The sequence below is a fragment of the Lactobacillus amylovorus DSM 20531 genome, from assembly GCF_002706375.1.
Classification (GTDB): Bacteria; Bacillota; Bacilli; order Lactobacillales; family Lactobacillaceae; genus Lactobacillus; species Lactobacillus amylovorus.
Genome location: NZ_CP017706.1, coordinates 99,225 through 117,973, shown reverse-complemented (window position 1 = coordinate 117,973; position 18,749 = coordinate 99,225). Strand labels below are relative to the sequence as shown.

At 33.7% G+C, this 18,749-nt stretch carries 16 protein-coding genes and 1 pseudogene; 8 read left to right on the top strand and 9 right to left on the bottom strand.

What is annotated here, in order from left to right:
• Positions 1 to 39: 39 nt before the first annotated feature.
• Positions 40 to 1,734: an Rqc2 family fibronectin-binding protein gene (locus LA20531_RS00585; RefSeq protein ID WP_056940017.1), complete on the bottom strand. Its 1,695-nt coding sequence runs from the start codon at positions 1,732 to 1,734 to the stop codon at positions 40 to 42.
• Between the two features lie 277 nt (positions 1,735 to 2,011).
• Between LA20531_RS00585 and LA20531_RS00580 the strand changes: the two genes are divergently transcribed.
• Together LA20531_RS00580 and LA20531_RS00575 are read left to right on the top strand one after the other, a co-directional pair.
• On the top strand, positions 2,012 to 2,428 hold the full coding sequence (locus LA20531_RS00580) for a MarR family winged helix-turn-helix transcriptional regulator (protein WP_056940016.1): 417 nt from the start codon (positions 2,012 to 2,014) through the stop codon (positions 2,426 to 2,428).
• A gap of 77 nt (positions 2,429 to 2,505) precedes the next feature.
• Positions 2,506 to 3,387 (top strand): DegV family protein, encoded by an 882-nt coding sequence (locus LA20531_RS00575; RefSeq protein ID WP_056940015.1) that lies wholly within the window; start codon positions 2,506 to 2,508, stop codon positions 3,385 to 3,387.
• Between the two features lie 181 nt (positions 3,388 to 3,568).
• Here LA20531_RS00575 and xerS read toward each other — a convergent pair whose 3' ends face one another.
• Entirely contained in the window at positions 3,569 to 4,645 is a 1,077-nt protein-coding gene (xerS, locus tag LA20531_RS00570) for a tyrosine recombinase XerS (RefSeq protein WP_056940014.1), read from the bottom strand.
• A gap of 434 nt (positions 4,646 to 5,079) precedes the next feature.
• On the opposite strand from xerS, the gene LA20531_RS00565 reads away from it, so the two are divergent.
• Positions 5,080 to 5,538, top strand: coding sequence for a hypothetical protein (locus tag LA20531_RS00565; protein WP_056940013.1), 459 nt, complete (start codon positions 5,080 to 5,082; stop codon positions 5,536 to 5,538).
• A 60-nt stretch (positions 5,539 to 5,598) separates the two neighbouring features.
• On the opposite strand, the gene LA20531_RS00560 is transcribed toward LA20531_RS00565, so the two are convergent.
• The 3 genes from LA20531_RS00560 to LA20531_RS00550 all read right to left on the bottom strand — a co-directional run bounded on the left by LA20531_RS00560 (position 5,599) and on the right by LA20531_RS00550 (position 8,965).
• Positions 5,599 to 6,207 (bottom strand): DUF5052 family protein, encoded by a 609-nt coding sequence (locus tag LA20531_RS00560; protein WP_056940012.1) that lies wholly within the window; start codon positions 6,205 to 6,207, stop codon positions 5,599 to 5,601.
• Positions 6,208 to 6,320: 113 nt separating this feature from the next.
• Positions 6,321 to 7,472, bottom strand: a complete 1,152-nt coding sequence (locus LA20531_RS00555; protein WP_056940011.1) for a GH25 family lysozyme — start codon at positions 7,470 to 7,472, stop codon at positions 6,321 to 6,323.
• 260 nt (positions 7,473 to 7,732) lie between these two features.
• Complete coding sequence (locus LA20531_RS00550) at positions 7,733 to 8,965, bottom strand: MFS transporter (protein WP_056940010.1); 1,233 nt, start codon at positions 8,963 to 8,965, stop codon at positions 7,733 to 7,735.
• A 373-nt stretch (positions 8,966 to 9,338) separates the two neighbouring features.
• On the opposite strand from LA20531_RS00550, the gene LA20531_RS00545 reads away from it, so the two are divergent.
• The 4 genes and pseudogenes from LA20531_RS00545 (at position 9,339) to LA20531_RS00525 (ending at position 13,721) form a co-directional block, all read left to right on the top strand.
• Positions 9,339 to 10,934, top strand: coding sequence for an ATP-binding cassette domain-containing protein (locus LA20531_RS00545; RefSeq protein WP_056940009.1), 1,596 nt, complete (start codon positions 9,339 to 9,341; stop codon positions 10,932 to 10,934).
• A pseudogene (locus LA20531_RS00540) lies at positions 10,931 to 12,518 on the top strand (ATP-binding cassette domain-containing protein). The gene LA20531_RS00545 and the pseudogene LA20531_RS00540 overlap by 4 nt, the downstream one beginning before the upstream one ends.
• A 445-nt stretch (positions 12,519 to 12,963) precedes the next feature.
• Positions 12,964 to 13,179: a hypothetical protein gene (locus LA20531_RS00530; RefSeq protein WP_056940007.1), complete on the top strand. Its 216-nt coding sequence runs from the start codon at positions 12,964 to 12,966 to the stop codon at positions 13,177 to 13,179.
• Positions 13,176 to 13,721, top strand: coding sequence for a Fic/DOC family protein (locus LA20531_RS00525; protein ID WP_056940006.1), 546 nt, complete (start codon positions 13,176 to 13,178; stop codon positions 13,719 to 13,721). The genes LA20531_RS00530 and LA20531_RS00525 overlap by 4 nt, the downstream gene beginning before the upstream one ends.
• Positions 13,722 to 15,209: 1,488 nt before the next feature.
• On the opposite strand, the gene LA20531_RS00520 is transcribed toward LA20531_RS00525, so the two are convergent.
• Entirely contained in the window at positions 15,210 to 15,920 is a 711-nt protein-coding gene (locus LA20531_RS00520) for a YoaK family protein (protein ID WP_056940005.1), read from the bottom strand.
• 243 nt (positions 15,921 to 16,163) lie between these two features.
• Between LA20531_RS00520 and LA20531_RS00515 the strand changes: the two genes are divergently transcribed.
• Positions 16,164 to 16,517, top strand: coding sequence for a helix-turn-helix domain-containing protein (locus LA20531_RS00515; RefSeq protein ID WP_056940004.1), 354 nt, complete (start codon positions 16,164 to 16,166; stop codon positions 16,515 to 16,517).
• A 50-nt stretch (positions 16,518 to 16,567) separates the two neighbouring features.
• On the opposite strand, the gene LA20531_RS00510 is transcribed toward LA20531_RS00515, so the two are convergent.
• Genes LA20531_RS00510 through LA20531_RS00500 form a run of 3 tightly spaced genes read right to left on the bottom strand, consistent with a single transcriptional unit; the run spans position 16,568 to position 18,734 of the window.
• Positions 16,568 to 17,167, bottom strand: a complete 600-nt coding sequence (locus LA20531_RS00510; protein ID WP_056940003.1) for a peptidylprolyl isomerase — start codon at positions 17,165 to 17,167, stop codon at positions 16,568 to 16,570.
• A 27-nt stretch (positions 17,168 to 17,194) separates the two neighbouring features.
• Positions 17,195 to 17,749 (bottom strand): glycosyl-4,4'-diaponeurosporenoate acyltransferase CrtO family protein, encoded by a 555-nt coding sequence (locus LA20531_RS00505; RefSeq protein WP_236943767.1) that lies wholly within the window; start codon positions 17,747 to 17,749, stop codon positions 17,195 to 17,197.
• A 49-nt stretch (positions 17,750 to 17,798) separates the two neighbouring features.
• The gene (locus LA20531_RS00500) at positions 17,799 to 18,734 is read right to left on the bottom strand and encodes a manganese-dependent inorganic pyrophosphatase (RefSeq protein ID WP_056940002.1); all 936 of its coding nucleotides are present in this window, start codon (positions 18,732 to 18,734) and stop codon (positions 17,799 to 17,801) included.
• Positions 18,735 to 18,749: the final 15 nt, after the last annotated feature.

The following is an 18,749-nucleotide window of genomic DNA, read 5'->3' as shown; positions in this document are numbered from 1 at the left end:
GCTTATATGTTGAAGGATATGCTTTTAAGCATGTCCTTTTTATTTTTTCTCGACTTTCTTAGCCATTATCTCATCTTCATGAGGAGTAACCTCGATCGAATTTTGACCTGTATAAATTACAAAACCAGGTTTAGCACCGTTTGGCTTCTTGACCCGTTTATCTTGAACATAGTCGACTTGGACATGGGCTGAATCTTTCCCTTTGGAGAAGAAAGCCGCAATTTCTGCTGCTTCCTTAATATCTTGGTCAGTTGGTTGATCATCACGCAAGATTACGTGAGAACCAGGCATGTTTTTAACATGGAACCAGTAATCAGACTTGTTAGCCTTCTTTAAAGTTAACCAATCATTTTGATAGTTGTTCTTACCAACTAAGACGTGCTTACCTGATGAGAGTTTAAACTCATTCAAATTACGTTCAGTAATCTTCTTGCGACGCTTGTTTTTCTTTTGTTTACGAATATAGCCTTGATTGATTAATTCGTCATTAATTTGATCGATATCTTGTGGATCAGCATTATCAATTGCTGTTTGAATAGAATCAAAGTAGCGCAAATTTCCTTTGGCAATTTTGATCTGCTCATTAACGTGCTTAATGGAATCTCTTAATTTCTTATAACGAGTAAAGTATTTTTGAGCATTACGAGCAGGGGAAAGGGCGGGATCAAGTTTGATCTCTATTAGTACATTGTTCTCATAGTAGTTAGGTAATGATATTTTGGTCATTCCAGGTTTGACTTGAGACAAGTTTGCATTTAAGATTTCACCTTTGATTCGGTAGCCTTCAGAATTTTCAGCTAAATCGAGTTGCTTCTCTAATTTTTTGACTTTTTTACTTAGCTTCTTTTGCTCGTTTTTGACAACTCGTTCTACTTGACTGGCACGTTGCTTTACCCAATCACGCGTTGCTTGATATTCGTAAAAGTCATCTAGTCCTTTATTTAGATCAGGATTAGAACTTTCTTTTTCAAGATCCAAATGATAAGGGAGATAACAAAAAATCTTTCTCTTGTTTCTAGGAGTTTTTAAAACAAAAGCACGTGGATTATTGAATTGATCAAAAAACGTCTTAAAGGATGAATAGCTGTAATCATCTTCAAGATAGCCAATTAATTCATTGCGATCGTCTCGATCTAAACCATCCATTTGTTTAGCCAACTCATCAGGTTGGTATTTGGAACTCAATTGCTTAAATTCATTTTCAGATAAAGTTAGTCCATTTAAGCCCGGCTTTAGAGGAGGTAATTCATATTTTGCTTTTGGCAAAAGAATGCGAGCTCTGTTTTCATCCGGATTGATTCGCTTCAATAAGTCGATAATATGATTGTCTTGTTGATCATAAAGAATGACATTACTGTGTCGACCCATTAATTCGACTGAAAGAACAAGTTTTACTTGGTCACCAAGTTCATTTCGATTGCTAAAATGGAAGTTCACGATACGATTTAAACCTACTTGCTCGATAGATTGTAAAACTGAACCTTCTAAGTACTTTCTCAGCACCATTACAAAAATAGGAGCTTTATCTGGATTAGCAATTGATTGATCAGTTAAATACATTCTTGGATATTGTGCATTAGCTGAAATTAAGAATTGATAATTCTTTCTATTTTTTCTGAAAATTAAAACTAGGTCTTGATCAAATGGTTGATAAATTTTTGATAAGCGACTGTCTACTAAGGTAGGAGTCAAGTCTTGTAATAAACTATGGATAAATAATCCATCAAATGCCATATATATCACCTCAAAATACGTCTAATATTATAACAGTAATTTAGCTATTTCTAAAATATTAATATTCCAGCCCAACATTAATTAAATCTAATACATAAGTATAAGCTTATGTATAATATGTTTCACAAACGTTAAAATAAAATTAATGCTATATTGTTTCACATAGTGCTTAAAGCTGAAATCTGAAAGTTTGTTCTCAAATAGTATTATCAAAGTACCCATTAAATGATAAAATACAACTGTAGCAAACACTACTTTTGGGAAAAAGGACATATATATGGATGTATTATTTTTTAGTACGATCGCAGATCAAATTAAAAAGGAAATAAATCACAAATGTGGCTTAAATATTTCACAAACAAGAATTCTATTGTATTTTGATGAAACTCATAATCAAGCTTTGGCAATGGGAAAATTAGCTGAAGCTTTAAATATTTCTTTGTCTACTTTGAGTCGTCAATTACAACAAAAAAAGACGCAAAATTATATAAAGATTGCGCGCTCAGAAAAAGACTCTAGCAAAATTGTTAGTCTTAATGATGAAGGAATAAAAAAGGCAAAAGAGTTAAAAGACGTGCTTGCTGAAATAGAAAAGGGCTTGTTTGTCTATCTTGATCAAGATGCCTCAACTTTATTTATCAAGCAATTAAATGAAATTGCCCAAACATCTGCATCCCTTGAAAAGACAGAATAGGGTGCGTAATTCAATGCTTTTATGCTATAATTTTCTGTATTAAGCATTGAATTTAATAAATGGGAAGGGTTAATAAATTGAAAATTGCATTAGTTACTGACAGTACTAGTGTCTTAACCAAACAAGAAGTTAGCGATAATAATATAACCGTAGTACCTATCCCTGTAATTGTCGGCGATAAGGAATACTTGGAAGGCGTAAATATTACCTCCGCACAACTTTTTGAGATGCAAAGACAAGGTGCTGCTTTTCCAAAAACTTCGCAACCTAGCATGGGTGAAATGATTGAACTATGCAATAAGTTGCACAGTGAAGGTTATGAAGCAATCATTGCTATTGCATTATCAAGCGGAATTTCAGGATTTTACCAAAACCTAGTTAACATGGCGCATAATAATCCTGAATATAACTTGTATCCATATGATTCTAAGATGACTGTAAGATTGCAAGGCTATTTGGTATTAGCTGCTGCAAGAATGATCAAGAATGGTATGGAACCACAACCTATTCTAAAGAAACTCGATGAAATTAGAGAAACAATCGATGAATTGTTTGTGGTTGATGACTTGAAGAACCTTAGTCGTGGTGGACGATTGAGCAATGCAAGTGCATTTATTGGTACCATGCTTCAAATCAAGCCTTTATTGACCTTTAATGATGAAGGAAAAATTGTAGCTTTTGATAAGATTAGATCTTTAAAGCGAGCTGTATCTAAGGTAGAAAAGTTAGCATTAAAGAAAACAGCAGACTTACCATATAAGGATAAGCTTCGTCTGTTTGTATTCCATTCAAACGATCTAAAGCAAGCAGAAGAAATTAAACAATTCATAATTGATAATTTCCCTGACAAACCTGTTGACGTAGCAGAGTTCAGTCCAGTAATTGCAACTCACTTGGGTGAGAAGTCAATTGCCATTGCCTGGATGGTAGATATTGATAAATTAGACTTAAATAATTAAATGCAAAAGGAGTGAAGAGACAAATCTTCACTCCTTTTTTGTATCTATAGGCAATAATAAAAATGTAATTGCTGGTTCATTACTTATAATAATAATTTTATTATTAACATTTTTACAAAAGCAATAACTTAAATGCTATTGCTTAGTTAAATACTAATATTTTGCAATAATAAATATATTATCACTGCTTATGCTTCAAATCTTCATCAGAGATCTTATTTAACGCAGCTCTTTGCACTTTTTGATCAACATGTGTATATAAGTCTGTCGCTGTAGTTCCTTTTTGCCCCAGTTGCTGAGCCACTAATACTTGGTCTTTGGTTACTTCATATAACTCTGAAGCTAAAGTATGACGTAATTTATGTGGCGTAAGCGGGTGACCAAATGCAGCAGAATATTTATTGACCATTTTTTCAATGGCATTTGTAGTGATTCTTCTAGTTTGATTGTGCCATCTAGTTAAGAAAAAAGCTGTTTCTTTTTGATCAGCAGAATAGCGCTTCATTCTAATATTCTTATATTTTTGGATATAGTCTAAGGTCCATTCCGCAATAGGCACACTATCTTTTTGCCCACCTTTACGTGTTACGTCTAAAACAGCATCTTTTAAATTAAGATCTTGTAAATCCACGCCGGCGCATTCAGAAACACGTATACCAGTGCCTAAGATTAAAGCAATAATAGCCATGTCTCTTTCTTTATTCATTTTGAATCCAGGCTTGGCTTGCTTATTGCATTTATTTTCGTAATCATGATCGATAAACTTTAGAAATTCAAATTTTAGATTTCCAGTGTACATATGCGATGCTAATACATGGGCACGATAGTTAAGTGTCTTAGTATCATTCAAAGAATTAATTTTAAGCATCACATTACGATCAAAATAGGGCATCCCATTGTTGTTATCAGCAGTAATCGTTAAAAACTTAAAGAGGGACCTTAATGCGTTGATTGAACGATTAATCGTAGTTGGGGAATTTAAATGACCTTGTTTGTTTTTAGTATGCCCTAAGTAATCTATATAAAGCATTACATCATTGCGCCGTAATGAGGCCAATGTATCCGTTGTAACGTGTTTATTATCAGGAGCATTGGAGATACCTTCTTTACGCAGCCAACTTAAGAAGCGACGAATTTCCGTTAAATATTGATAAGTAGTAGTTAATGAATGATTGGTGCCAAGATTGTACTGTTTAACATAGTCTGGCATTTTATCTAATTCAATTTGAATTCGTTCAAGATATTTAGCAGTTTCCATAAGTTACTCCTTTGCAAACAAACGTTTCATCAAAAATTATATCATAAAAATAAAAACACCTATCTAATCAGATAGGTGTTTTTAAACACTAATTCAACTTGTTTACTCCTAATGCCGATAATAATATCTGTAGTAATTATCATAAGGTATTATTTATAAAGAAGGTAAATCAGAAAATCATTTTACCACAACTGGGATACCAGCAACGCAATCTTAGCATGCCAGTTGTGGTAAACATTGATAGACTATTCATAGTATGGTCAAGTTGCATCTAGCAAATTGCACAATACCATCAATAGTTTGAAGGTTGTATAGTACAATACAGCCTTCAATAGCTTATTCTAAGCTGTTTATCTATAATGATCAAGCATAAAATGGTAATTTTTATTTAAAAATTGTACAATAAAGAAAAACGTATAAGTGAGATGAAAATTATGGCAGAAGAAGAAATTGAAGTAAACTTTCAAGCAAGAAATCCTAGTGGTATTAAGTTGCTGAACCGCCTATATGATGGACACTTAGTTTTAAACGATATTGGTGTGCGTTTGGACGAACAACTTAATAATGAGGACGAAGAATTAACAGTTCCAACTCAAGAAGATATTAATAATTTGAGTGATACATTTGGTAAGACTGTTGAAGCTTTTAGCGATATCACTGATGCTTATGGCGATGTTAACAACTTTGCAAATAATTTCGCAGGTTCAACTAAAGCTTTTGCAGAAAAGTTAATTACAGAAATGGTCGACTTTAACAATGGTATTGCTGATATCGGTGATACTGAAGGTGGCCTTGAAAACTATGATAATGATAAACTTAATAATTGGGTTAACCAACTAATGGGTGACATTGTAGAAACCAACGAATCATTTAATACTTTAGTTAATGAATAAGATTGGTTGAAAGAGTAAGTATATCTTGCTCTTTTTTTATATTATTAATTATGTTAAGTTTTATTTCTTAAGACTGGCTACAGGGTAAACAGTGTAATCTGCACGATAAACGAATAGACGATGACCGTCAATTACAAATTGAGTTGATTTCTTCATATCGCTCTTATGAATTGATACTTTTTTACCAGCAAAGACTGCAACTGGCATCCCTAATTGACTTCTAATCATGACAACCTTAGAATCGCCAGACCAATCGTTTTTAAAGTTTTGATACATGGTATTCAAGATTGGTACAGCATGATTTTGATCATTGATATTAGTATGCTTGCTAAAGACGTCCTGATAGTTTTTAAGGCCTTCATATGCGATTAAAGTAGAACCTACATGAATCATTCTATTATGTCCGTAATCAACGTCAATCACGCTAGAGCCCTCATTACCTTTATCGTCTTTCTGCGACATCTTCTTGTCGGTATGAATATTGACGGATTTTGCCTTAATCTGATCAATCTTTTGTCCATTTGAATCATAGGTTGATACAGTTAAAGGCAGAGCACCAATCTTTGAACGCATTGATAATTCCCAGTTGGCAATATTGCTGCAGGAAGATAGGGTTAAGGCCAATATTCCTATACCGAATAGCATACCTAGCTTTTTCCTTAATTTCATAATTCTTCTCCAAATTCTAAAACACAATACTTTTGATACTATAATTTTATCATTAATAAAAGATGCCAAAAATAAACTAGGTTTATATTCCTAGTTTATTTTTGGCGTATTTATTATTTGAACACTTCAGCTTTAACGTATGCATCTTTACCAACTCTGTAGTAAGCCTCGTTGTTAATATAATGCTTAGGGCCGTATGTCTTAACTGGGGAACCTTTCTTGTAAGTCTTCCAGCTACTGTTTAAACTACCGTCTCCTTGGTAAACTTCAGCGTCTTGCTTAAAGGTACGTGAGTTACCTAAAACGTTGCTTGCTAAAACATATCTGTTTTCGCCAACTCTGATTGCGCTTTTACCATTCTTGAGCTTAGTTTTACCACCATAATAAGTGATAGAGCTGTAGGCTTTGTAACTATCACCAGTACGTTCTCCGTTTTGTTTGTAAACGTAGGCTTTGTACATTACAGTGCCTGTATGTTTAGTGTTAGGGTTGGTTGGTGCCTGAGAAACAGCAGCGCCAGAGATGGATAGTGGCAAGATAGCTACGTTACCATCAGTTGACATGCCTTTCCAGTTGTCTGTGTATTGCCAAATTGCAACACCATCCATTGAAGGGAAGTACTTAAAGTTAGGCTTATCTACACGACCTGAGATAGCATATGCCGCAACCCATAATGAGTTAGGATATTTCTTTACGATAGATGGGGTATTAATGTTGTTTTGTAAAACTGATGAACTAGCGTAAAGAAGTGGTTGATAACCAGCGGCCTTGATTTCATCCATGAAGGCAAGGATCGCTTTAGCAGTGACGCTTTTACCATTAGTAATGATATTCCCTTGACCAGTTTCGTAGTCACAAGCAAGGTATGAGCCCTTAGGTAAACCTAATGCCTTAGCAGAAGAAATTGCGTATTGAGCTTCTTTCTTGGCCAGGGATGCATTAGAACTAAAGGTCGCAAAGTGGTAACCCATTGGCATCATGTCGTTAGCAATTGCTGACTTGATTTGACTAGCACCTTTAGGGTTACGGTAGCCAGTACCTTCACTTACTTTAACAACAGCGAATTGAGAACCAGCTTTAGCATGAGCAGTTAAGTCGGCACTTTGATAACTGGCAACGTCAATTCCTAATGCCTTAGCAGCAACAGAAGTTGATGAAGCTTGAACAGTGGATGTAGCAAGAGCCAGATGAGGGAAGAGAGCCATTCCTGAGTTAAGCAACATAGTTGCGCATGCTAATTTGATGATTGTTTTCTTTTTTACCAAAATTAATTCCTCCAGATTGGTGGAGAGAGTTAATGATCTATATGTTTTATCTCTCACTTAATATGTTTAAATTCTATATGTTATAGCTTACATTGGTAGAGACCAACTGGCAATAGACGTGATTGATTGTTAATAGACTAGTAATGTTATAGAAATAATTGAAATATTTTTGATACAAAAGGGATGCGGATCCCTGCAAAAATAGGAATAAAAGAAAAGAACAATTGCTGTTTGATACGACAGTAATTGTTCTTTTTAAATTAACTTTTCTTATTAAAAACAAGCAAGTAAAACACTGCTGTAATAACTTCTGCAATGCCTTGTAAAGAAATAGCGAAGCTTGCGCTAACTCGCTGCACGATAATTCCGCCTAAAAATGAATCAATAGGAATCATGCAGTTGATAATGCTGCTATTGATCGTTTCAATTCTGACAAGTATGTGTAGGTTAAAACTTTCTTGGATTAGTACCTCAAAGTTTATGTTCATGATACTAATCCAGAAGGTACTGCTGAGTGCGAAAACAAGTATTAGCATAGGGATGCTATTAGCAATCATCGTTTCTAAAATTACAGAAATACCGGCCAAACCTAAACAAATGACAACTATGCGTTCTAATTTCTGTTTTAATATACCAATCTTGCTAATAATTAAACTGCCTAATAAGCCACCAATAGAAGAAAAGAGTTCTACTCCGCCGTAACTAATTGCTGATTTAGTTAGATATTGACTGGCAAAATATGGCATCCCCACAGAGGCAATACCATAAAACAAATTTGTTACTGCAAGAGGAATAATTAAAAGCAGAATTTGGCCTTCATTCTTCAATACTTGCCAGCCTTTAAGCAAATCACGTAGATATTTACCAGTGAAGTATTTCTCATCTTTCTCAGCTACTATTAAATCCTTAGGCAAATACAATTTGGTATAAAAGCAGAAAGCGGTAGCAAAGACAAATGCGCTAATAATCATCGTTGCACTTAGAGATAGATAGGTAATTAATAGTGTAGCTAGGGCATCAAGAAATAAATCTAAAATTCGATATGTCAATTGAAACAAGCCATTAACATTAGATAATTTATCCCTGTTAACGATTAAGGGTAAGATTTTTTCTTCTGCCGGATAAATTAACGTTGAACCAATAGTAGATGACACATACGTTAATAGTAATAAAACAAGTACTATCTGGTTACAATCTTCAAAATAAAACAGCAAAGTAACAACTAGACTTAAACAAGTTTGTCCAATTGTCACGCTTTTGAGCAATTTCTTAATATAGACTCTATCAATCAGCGGCCCAAATAAGAATGCACACATATCAATAGCCGAATCAGCTATAAAAATTAAAGATAAAGCTACTGGTGAATGAAAAGTAGTCTTAAAGTACCACAGAATGGTTATGTAAAACAACGAGTCTGCAATATTGGTAGCTATGCGTCCAATCAGTAATATGTCAACGTCTTGGTTCTTGTTTTTATTAATATCTTTAAACATTTTCCCGTTCCTTATTTAATACTGTGACAAAACAAGTATTTCTGAAAGTCAGGGAAAAGTTATCTATTTAATTGTAGTTAACAAACCCCAAACTTTCAGATTTGGGATCGAGCTGTAAGTAGCGCTTAACGGTTAAAAGGAAGTAGTTTAACCGCAAGCTTAAACCTAAGTTTTTATGAAGAAACACTTAGAATACATCTCCTGTTTAAAAGTTGATCACATTATAGCACATAGCTTTAGTATCAAACAATTGCATCTTAGTTAGAAAAAATGACCATATAGTAAAAATAGGTTGTAAATTAAAAACAGGGGGTATTATTAAAACATAAATAATTATTTAATTAATTTGAAAGGAATCTTGGAGGAAAAGCCTATGACAATCAAAGAGCTTTTAAAGAGCAATATTCCGCGTTCGATTTTAATCATTGTGCTATATGTGTTATATGCATTTTCTGGTAGTTTTTCGCAGTATTTTCTTAAATATGCTCTAAATGGAATTACTGCCGGAAAACTAAACACATTTATTTATTGGCAAGCTATTCAAGGGGGTCTAGAAATCATTACTGCTTTGCTTTTGCCAATTGCAACTGTAGTTTTTACCAGACAAACACAAGATTATCTGCATCAGATTAGACAAGATATTATGCACTATTACTACGGTAGTGGGGATGCCAAGCTAACTGATATGCAGAATGAATTAACTGAAAATCTGAAGTTGCTTACGACAAACTATGCAGCCACTTGGGTTACTATTTTGAGCGGTATACTAAACATCACCATTGCGATCGCCTTGCTGATAAGCATGAATTGGATCTTGATTGTGACTACAGCTATCTTAGCCGTTATCACTTTATCTTTACCTAAGATAATGGAGAAAAAGACCTCTATGGCAATGGATAAAGTAAATCAGGAACACAGTAAATTGCTGAATGCGATTGAACATTGGCTAGGCGGCCTTCAAGAATTACGTCGTTATACTGCTTATGGTAGATTAGCTAGACAAATGCAGAAGGCTAGCGGCGATTATGTTAAGGCCAATAAGCAAAACTATAAATATCAAGCAATTTCTGAGATCATCAATGGGTTAGGTAATGCTTTATCTCAAATAGGGATGTCCGTTGTAGCCGGTGTATTGTTTTTGATGCATATTATTTCATTCGGTGATTTTGCTGTTGCAAGTAGTTTTGCTTTTACAATCTTTTCAGCTATCTGGGATATCACGAATGCAATCACCAAAGTTAAATCGACTAAAGCATTGCGTGAACAAACCACTGAGTTACGTCAAAAGAAAGTAAATATTAATTCTAAAAAAGAAGATGCTTATGGTGTTGCTGTATCAGGACTAAAAACTAAGTATAAAGAAGGAGAAGAAATTACTTACCCTGACTTTACAATTAAGAAGGGGCAAAAAGTACTGCTGATTGGTGATTCAGGTACAGGTAAATCAACTTTATTTAAGATTCTGTTAGGTAAGCTTAAGCCTGAAGCCGGTCAGGTTACTTTCTTTGATCAAAACGGACAAGCTCTTTCTTTAGATGAAGCCAAAGTAGGTTATTTACCTCAAGACCCAATCGTTTTTCCTGCAAGTATTAAAGACAATATTGTGATGTTTAATGAAAAGCTGACTAGTAAAGTAAAAGAAGTCACTCAGGCTGTTCAGCTGCAGCCTGATTTAGCTAAAATGCCTGCTGGTGTTGATACTGAAGTAGATTTAAAGAAAGAAAATCTATCAGGTGGTCAAAGACAGAAAGTTGTTTTAGCCAGAAGCGAAATTCATGAACAGCCTTTTGTTTTAATGGATGAGGCAACTAGTGCTATTGATCAAACCGCTACAGAAAAGATTATCGATAAACTACTTAAAACAGATCAAACAATATTGTTAATCGCACATAACTTTACTCCAGAATTGCAATCAAAGTTTGATCAAATTATTCACTTAAAGAGTAAGAAAGAAGGGGCGGAAAAATGAATTTAAAACAGTTTATTCAAATACATCCCTTTAGGTTTGCTTTGTTTGTCTTGGGTTCAGTAATAATACCCGCCTTGGCCATCTTTGGTACTTACTTAACACAAATCCTAACGAATGTAATCTTAGCAAGAAACTGGCAAGGATTTACTGCAATAGCTATTGTAAGCTTTATCTTGATGCTTGTTTTGAACTTTCTGTTGCCAATAGTACAGACTACTGATAATTATCTACAACAGGATCTTAATCAGCAAGTTAGAGCTAAGATAGTCAAACACTATTATGATGATCAAAAGCAACATTCTGTAGCTGATATGCAGAATCGATTGACTAATGATTTAACACTAATTAATGAAAATTACTTTGACAACTTGTTCGGTGTAATTTATGGTACTGTCTTGATTATTAGTGTAGTAATCTATTTAATTCTGTTAAGCTGGCAATTATTGATCGTTATCTGTGTCATGGTAGCTGTATCATTGCTTTTGCCTAAATTAACAGAAAAGCCACTCCAAAAGGCCAATCATGATCTCTGACAGTAATCAAATATATTTAGATACATTGAATGACTGGCTATCAGGATTAGAACAAATTAGACAATTTATGGCAGGAGCTAAGTTGTTCTCAGTTACTGCAAATGCTTCAAAGAAATTAGAAGATTCTAATGTAAAGCAAACTGGTTATATCAAGTTGCTTGAAGCCGTTAACGGGATTGTTTCAGCCTTATTTGGCCTAATCTTATTCATCATAGCTGGGGTTTTAGTCAAACAAGGTACTATTACCATTGGTGCTTTATTAATTGTTGAAAACTTTCGTTTTTATCTTAATCAAGGTATTAATCTTATTACATCTGGTCGTGGTGCAATGAAAGGTACAACTAAATTGATTGATGAGGTTGATCAATCCGCAAGTAGTGTTAAAGTGCTCAAGGACAAACAAGGCGTTGTACCAGCCTCGATTGAAACTCATGATCTTAAGTTACATTTTCCAAATGGTGAAAGTTTATCTTTCCCAGATTTAAAGATTAACCAAGGTGAAAAGATCTTGTTAACTGGTGATTCAGATGCTGGTAAGTCTACTCTATTCAAATTGATCTTAGGAGAATTAAAGCCGAGTGAGGTTCATGTAGTTTATAAAGATCAGAATGGTCAGGAGATTGTTCCTGACTTAAGTAGGATCGGTTATATTCCGCAAAATCCAGTAGTATTTCCAGCTACAATCGAAGACAATATTACTATGTTTAATGATAAGCTTGATAGTAAAGTTGAAACTGCAGTCAAAGAGGTCAACTTTGACACAGATATTTCTAAGTTCAATGACGGTTTAAATGAAGAACTTGATTTGGACAAATTGAATATCTCAGGTGGTCAAAGACAAAAAATTGTTTTGGCCAGAGCTAAGGTACATGATAGTGACATTATCCTGATTGATGAAGGTACTAGTGCAATTGATCAAAATGCTACAATTGATATATTGAAACAAAGCAAGGCAACTATTGTCTTTATCGCACATAACTTTAATGAAGGGATGCACAAGTTATTTGACCGCGAGATTCATTTAGTAAAGGAAATAGACAGAAAAAAATAGGAGGAGTAGCTCGTGAAAGCATATGGTCTATTAGTCCCCATCTGGGTACAAGCCATTATTATTTTTGCTGTAATATTCATTCTGGGTAGGTATGGTCGATCAATTTCTATGAAATGGATGAGGAATTGTATGGGGCGTGCTTTGTCTACTTTATATATTGATAGTCGCTTGTTGATTATCTTTATAACATTGCTTCAAACATAATCGGGACAGTTTCGCCAATATTTTTCTACAAAGTTGTATCTGTTAGATCTAAAATGCCTCAAGCAGCAGTTATTGCTGTTTCGTTAGCTTTGGGACTGATCTGGATCATTTTGTTTATTTTTGCTGTAGGCTTAATCTTTAATATGTAAATAGACGAAAATTCCTTGTGTTGAAAAGACATAAGGAGTTTTTTAGTTGTTATAATATATCTAGTACAGAAAGAGTGAACAAAGTGAACAAGATGAGTGATAAAAAGCGGTTAGCGATAGATGATTCAGGGCAAATGATTCAAGGGATTAGAGTGTTTAGTCCAAGCTTATATAAGAAAGTGCGGTTTGTAGTACAAAATAATCATCTAGAGGGTTGGCAGCCTACGGAGAAAGAAATTAATGATTTAGTGCATGGAAAACCGGATTTAAGCGAAGATTACCACAAGGTGTTTGGAGTAAGTAGATGAGTGACTGGATTCAAGAGACTTTGTATGAGAATGGCACTTTGATTAATAAGTTGGGGATTAGGGATGCACAAGAGTTAGCTCAGAAAGAGTTTGAAATCACTGCGCAAAGAGAACTTTATTTATTAAATCAAAATATTGTGATTAAAGATGTTAGTGCATTTGCCAAGATAAATAAGTTTTTATTCATGCCATTATACGATTGGGCAGGTAAATATCGAACTGGTAATTTTTATAAAGGAAATACGGCTTTTCTCGATTGCAATCGTTTCGATTATGCCGAAGAGGACATCAACCATGTGCTGGCTCTACAAAAAGAAAAAGATGAATTGGCTGCTGAAGACTATGCTCAGTTGATGGATTTATTGAATTATATGCATCCTTTTAGAGAAGGAAATGGTCGCAGTACACGCTTGTTTTTGCAGTGCTATGCGGCAAATCATAATCAATGCATAGTTCCTTTAAGTAATGATGACCTGATACAGGCGCTAACAGATACCAATGTGCATGAAATAGCTCGATTAATTAAAGTTGAGAAAATATAAAATCAAAAAAGTGAAAGATCAAGGCTCGTTAACGGCAAACCTTGATCTTTTTTGTCTACTTTCCTGCTCCCTAGTCGTAGAGGAGGGGAGATTTGGTGAAATATAGTATTAAATCAGCATAATATACATAATAAAATTGGTCTTTTATAAAAAATACGATAAGATTTTCTTGATTTATAAAGAAATAACACATTTTGAGTAAATCAATGCGTAATTAAAAGTAAATATATGATATTTGGGTGTTAAATTTATGAATGTGTGAGAGTGATAATCGCAGAATACGACTTTACTGGCGATGATTATCGAATAATTGAATAGAAAATTAATGAATTAGATAAAATATTTAGTCAAAATAAGCGCTGAATGTTCATTGATGGAGAAGAATGCCATATTGCTAGATACAAAAGCTATTTAAAAAGCCAAAAGATCAAAAATGCTTCGAGGTTTCTACTTAAACTGCATGGAATTTGATAATTAAACTTAATAAATAAAATTAAGCAAATATCAATTTATAGAATTTGTTTAAAGTGCAGCCAAATCAGCAATTTTCGAGAGAGGTTCATTTAGCTAGCATTAAAATTATTGTTTTATATAAAGCAAGAATAAAAAATATATAAAATCTTAAGTTAAGTCAATATGACTGAGTAAATCAATAGTGGTTTAGTAAGTAGCCTTGAAATATTTAGCAAATTAACGGTAAAACTCCTATTGATCATTAATTTTGACTAATTCTAGCTATCAATTAGTAATTGCTCCAATAATTCTGTATTTATGGCAGCCATAACAGCTATATATCACATATATGTCGTTTAAATTAGTTCATTCAATAGATATTACTAAAACCGATAGATTTGCTACAAATAAAAAAATCTACTAATAAATAATTTGCTAATTATGTTTATTCACAAACCATGGCTAGTGATGTTTTATTTATTCAGCAAATTGATCAATACATAAATTATGTTTCCGAATTAATAGAGCTATCCGGACGAATTTGAATATATATGATCTCTGATGCCAATTCTATAAAAATATGAATTCAAAATGAGTTGCCTTAGTTCATTAATTATTGATCAAAATAAATGAACTTAACCGTAGAATTGCGATCTCAGCATCTGATTTTTGAGTAAAGAGAATGAATGTTAAATAGAAAGTAAACGGCAACTAACAAGAAACGGAATTGCCAAAGTAACTGAAGTAAATTTAAAAAATAAAAATTGATCGGTTAATTTTTATTTTTTAAATAAACTAATTTTTATTTTTTAAATAAACTAAATGAGATAAAAAGTTTAATTAGTAAAATATAAATTCTAAAATTTAAGAGCTGTTTTTAGAGGCACTTCGTCTATTTGCTGTTTTTTGATATATAGCTTTACATAATATCAATTATACGCAGATATATAGGAGCATTTTCTTCTGCTATTTGCTATCCCTTTTCTTCGATCAACTAAAAAATCATCTGCATTACAGACAGATGATTTAAATATTCTATTCATTTTTAAAATTCAATTTATTATTTGATTTAAGTGCCAAAAGATATATGAAATTAATTGCTGCCAATAATACAACCGCAATCCAAATTGTTTTAAGAACCCAAATCTTTTGCAACAATGCTGAAACGATTGCTCCAACCACAAATGAAATTGTTAGTATCATGTAATTAACAGCTGCTGTATGTTGACTCTTATCTGCACCAAAGAAAAACGCGGTCCAAGCAACTACAGATTTTTTTAGATTACCAGTTGTAAAAACGTTGTTGTACCCCATACCTTCAATTTTGCTGAAAGAAGCATTTTGAACGGCCAAGCCAAAAGCGATTGCTGGCACTATATAGTAATTAGGTACACTTTTAGGCAGAAATCCAACAACTACACAGATGATTAAAATTGGAAATAAACAAAATACTCTCCAATAGTGACTTTTTACGTATTTATGAAAAAGACCAACCAGTAGCAATCCCAATGTGAATGCTATAAAAGTACTTGCTCGATTGATCATTCCTGGAATATTATGATCAGCCAATGCTGAACTAAAGAATATTACGTTCCCTGTTTGACCAGCGGATAATGTGTGTCCTCTTTTTATATATGTATAAGCGTCAATGAAACCACCGCAAAAAGTTAAAGCACAAGCTAATTGCCTTGATTCTGCTGGCTTAACACTATTAAAAATATCTTGCAAATTTCCTCTTAAACTCATTAATATCCCCAATCCTTCAAAATCCTAGTCTTACAATACTAGTCTTACAATATTAGATGTTATTTGCGGTAGAATAGCCTCAAAGGTTGAGGCTACGAGATTTGCTTAATCAATAAATAAAGCAATATTGATGTTTAATATAATACAAGTTAATACTATTAAAATAGTTTATTCATTTTCCACCTAATTTTTTATAAGCTATACACATAAGAATATAAGTAGTTTGAAAGGATCGAATGCTTTGTGAATATTAATTTAGGAGAAGAAATTTCCCGTAGAAGACGTGAACAAAAACTCACGCAGGAAGATCTTGCTGAACTCAGTGATCTTTCAGTAAATTTTATTTCACGTTTGGAAAGGACCAAGGATCAAAATATTAGTATTCAAAAGCTTGATTCAATTGCAAGAGCTTTGAATACTACTACACCTGATATCATTAATAACGCTTATCGCGTTAAAAAGATAAAGCCCGACGGTCCAGTGAATAATACGCCTGTTTTCATTCAGAAAGTAAATAATGAATTAAGAAAATTACCAGCCGCTAAGGCAGAACGTGTGTGTAAATCACTCATTGTCCTTTTAAAGGAAATAAACTAAAAGAAAAATAAGAGCTATTGTCGATTATTTTGACAATAGCTCTTATTTTGTTAGTCTTCCAAAATTGAACCGTCAGTATCAATTGTATTGATTACAACGTCTTCTAATGGCTTATCCATCTTGTTTTTCTTGACTTTAGCAATTTCATCTACTACATCCATGCCATCAATAACTTGGCCGAAGACTGTGTGACGACCGTCTAGCCAAGGTGTACCACCCTGCTTGTATGCATGAATAATTTCCTCAGGATAACCGGCTGGTTCCATTTGTTTAATATAGCGCTTAGGCATATTTTTGTTTTGAACAATGAAAAATTGGCTGCCATTAGTATTAGGACCTGAGTTGGCCATTGATAAAGCACCACGTAAGTTAAATAATTCTTGAGAGAATTCATCTTCAAATGGGTGATCCCAGATACTTGTTCCGCCAGTACCGTTACCTTCAGGATCTCCACCTTGAATCATAAAGTCGCTGATTACTCGATGGAAAATTGTTTTATCATAATATCCCTTTTGAGCCAATCGCACAAAGTTTTCAACGGTCATTGGTGCTTGCTCAGGGAACAATTGAATTTTTATATCACCGTGATTAGTCTTAATGGTAGCTTTTGGTCCTTCTACCTTATCTAAGTTTAATTGTGGGTAATCCATATTTGTTCTCTTTTCTATAAAATTGATTTAACGCGAAAGTCTACGTTTTAGCTTAGTATTTAGTTTTACCAAACGTTCTCTATTATAACGTTGTACGATTATGAAGCAAAGTTCAAACATCATTGCAACAATTGATGTAAGTATAAAAATGTATAGATCACCAAAGTAAATTGAAAATGCAATTGGGACCAAACTAAATATAAACATTAGTTCATGAATAAGCTCTGCCTGACACATATTGTTTATGATATCGTCGAGGTTCTGAGTTTTTAAATCGAATAAAGTTGAGTCATAAGTTGGAAGAAACTTTTTCCAATCTTTGACGTGCAATATGCGATAAAATTTATTTTCTATCTTAGTTTGATGAAACCATTTGTTGTTAGAATTCACACCTAATAACATTGGCCCTACTACATTTCCAATAATCCAACGCATGAAGAAATGATACCAAATGGTGATAAACGTTGCAAATAAGGCTATGGACAGTTTATCCTTATGAATAATAAACAAGATAAAGCTTAGTATCATTAACGCCGTACTGATAATGACTATTGTGTTAAATAGTTTTTTCATAATTGACATAAAAATAAGAGGCAGTTATATCAACTACCTCTTATTCGTCCACTTTAAATTAAGCGTTGAAAGCATCAGTAAGTGGTGGAACAACTTGCTTCTTACGTGATACAACACCTGGCAATTTAACTTCTGAATCTTCAAGCTTTGTGTTAAATGCCTTTTCAAACAATGCCTTAGTTTCGTCACTACCTACAACCAAAGCTTCTGAGTCTGAATCAAGGATGTTGGTGATTAAAAGCATAAACATGTCATAGTTGTTGTCCTTTGAAGAAGCTTCCATAGCATTCAAGAAAGTATCTTTACGTTTCAAAGCATCTGCTAAATCAACAACATTGATTTGTGCAACACGTACATTGTGGCCGTTTAATTCAAAACTCTTAGCATCTAAGTCAATCAAATCTTCTTCTGACTTGTCGTCGATGTTAGTACCAGCCTTAAGCATTGCCAAACCGTATTCCTTGTAGTCAACACCAGCAATTTTAGCTAAAGCTTCTACAGCTTCCTTATCTTCATCAGTAGTAGTTGGTGATTTAAGAAGCAAAGTGTCTGAAATAATAGCTGAGAGCATTAAACCAGCAAGCTTTTCAGGAATTTCAACGTTGTTTTCGTTAAACATCTTCCAAACGATAGTTGAAGTACAACCTTTAGGTTCTGCACGGTAGTACAAAGGATCAGCAGTATTAAAGTTCATAATTCTGTGGTGATCTACTACGTGAGTTACCTTAACCTTGTCGATGTCTGAAACACTTTGTTGTGGTTCGTTGTGGTCAACTAACATAACTGCCTTAACTTCGGGTGCTGCTTCCTTAATCACACGAGGAGCTTTAAAACCGAATTTCTTAAGAGCATAAGCTGTTTCATCATTAGGTTCACCCAAAGCAACAGCTTCAGTATTGTAGCCTAACCTGTTTTGCAAGTATGAAAATGCAATAGCAGTACCGATAGCATCAGTATCTGGATTTTGGTGTCCGAAAACGAATTCTTTTTCCATTAAATTAATTGCCTC

Bases quoted from the DNA above. Each gene is read 5' to 3' on its own strand.
- LA20531_RS00580 (WP_056940016.1), top strand. From the start codon at position 2,012: ATGGATGTATTATTTTTTAGTACGATCGCAGATCAAATTAAAAAGGAA.
- LA20531_RS00585 (WP_056940017.1), bottom strand. From the start codon at position 1,734: ATGGCATTTGATGGATTATTTATCCATAGTTTATTACAAGACTTGACT.
- LA20531_RS00525 (WP_056940006.1), top strand. From the start codon at position 13,176: ATGAGTGACTGGATTCAAGAGACTTTGTATGAGAATGGCACTTTGATT.
- LA20531_RS00500 (WP_056940002.1), bottom strand. From the start codon at position 18,734: ATGGAAAAAGAATTCGTTTTCGGACACCAAAATCCAGATACTGATGCT.
- LA20531_RS00505 (WP_236943767.1), bottom strand. From the start codon at position 17,749: ATGTCAATTATGAAAAAACTATTTAACACAATAGTCATTATCAGTACG.
- LA20531_RS00545 (WP_056940009.1), top strand. From the start codon at position 9,339: ATGACAATCAAAGAGCTTTTAAAGAGCAATATTCCGCGTTCGATTTTA.
- LA20531_RS00565 (WP_056940013.1), top strand. From the start codon at position 5,080: ATGGCAGAAGAAGAAATTGAAGTAAACTTTCAAGCAAGAAATCCTAGT.
- LA20531_RS00520 (WP_056940005.1), bottom strand. From the start codon at position 15,920: ATGAGTTTAAGAGGAAATTTGCAAGATATTTTTAATAGTGTTAAGCCA.
- LA20531_RS00510 (WP_056940003.1), bottom strand. From the start codon at position 17,167: ATGGATTACCCACAATTAAACTTAGATAAGGTAGAAGGACCAAAAGCT.
- LA20531_RS00530 (WP_056940007.1), top strand. From the start codon at position 12,964: ATGAGTGATAAAAAGCGGTTAGCGATAGATGATTCAGGGCAAATGATT.
- LA20531_RS00560 (WP_056940012.1), bottom strand. From the start codon at position 6,207: ATGAAATTAAGGAAAAAGCTAGGTATGCTATTCGGTATAGGAATATTG.
- xerS (WP_056940014.1), bottom strand. From the start codon at position 4,645: ATGGAAACTGCTAAATATCTTGAACGAATTCAAATTGAATTAGATAAA.
- LA20531_RS00550 (WP_056940010.1), bottom strand. From the start codon at position 8,965: ATGTTTAAAGATATTAATAAAAACAAGAACCAAGACGTTGACATATTA.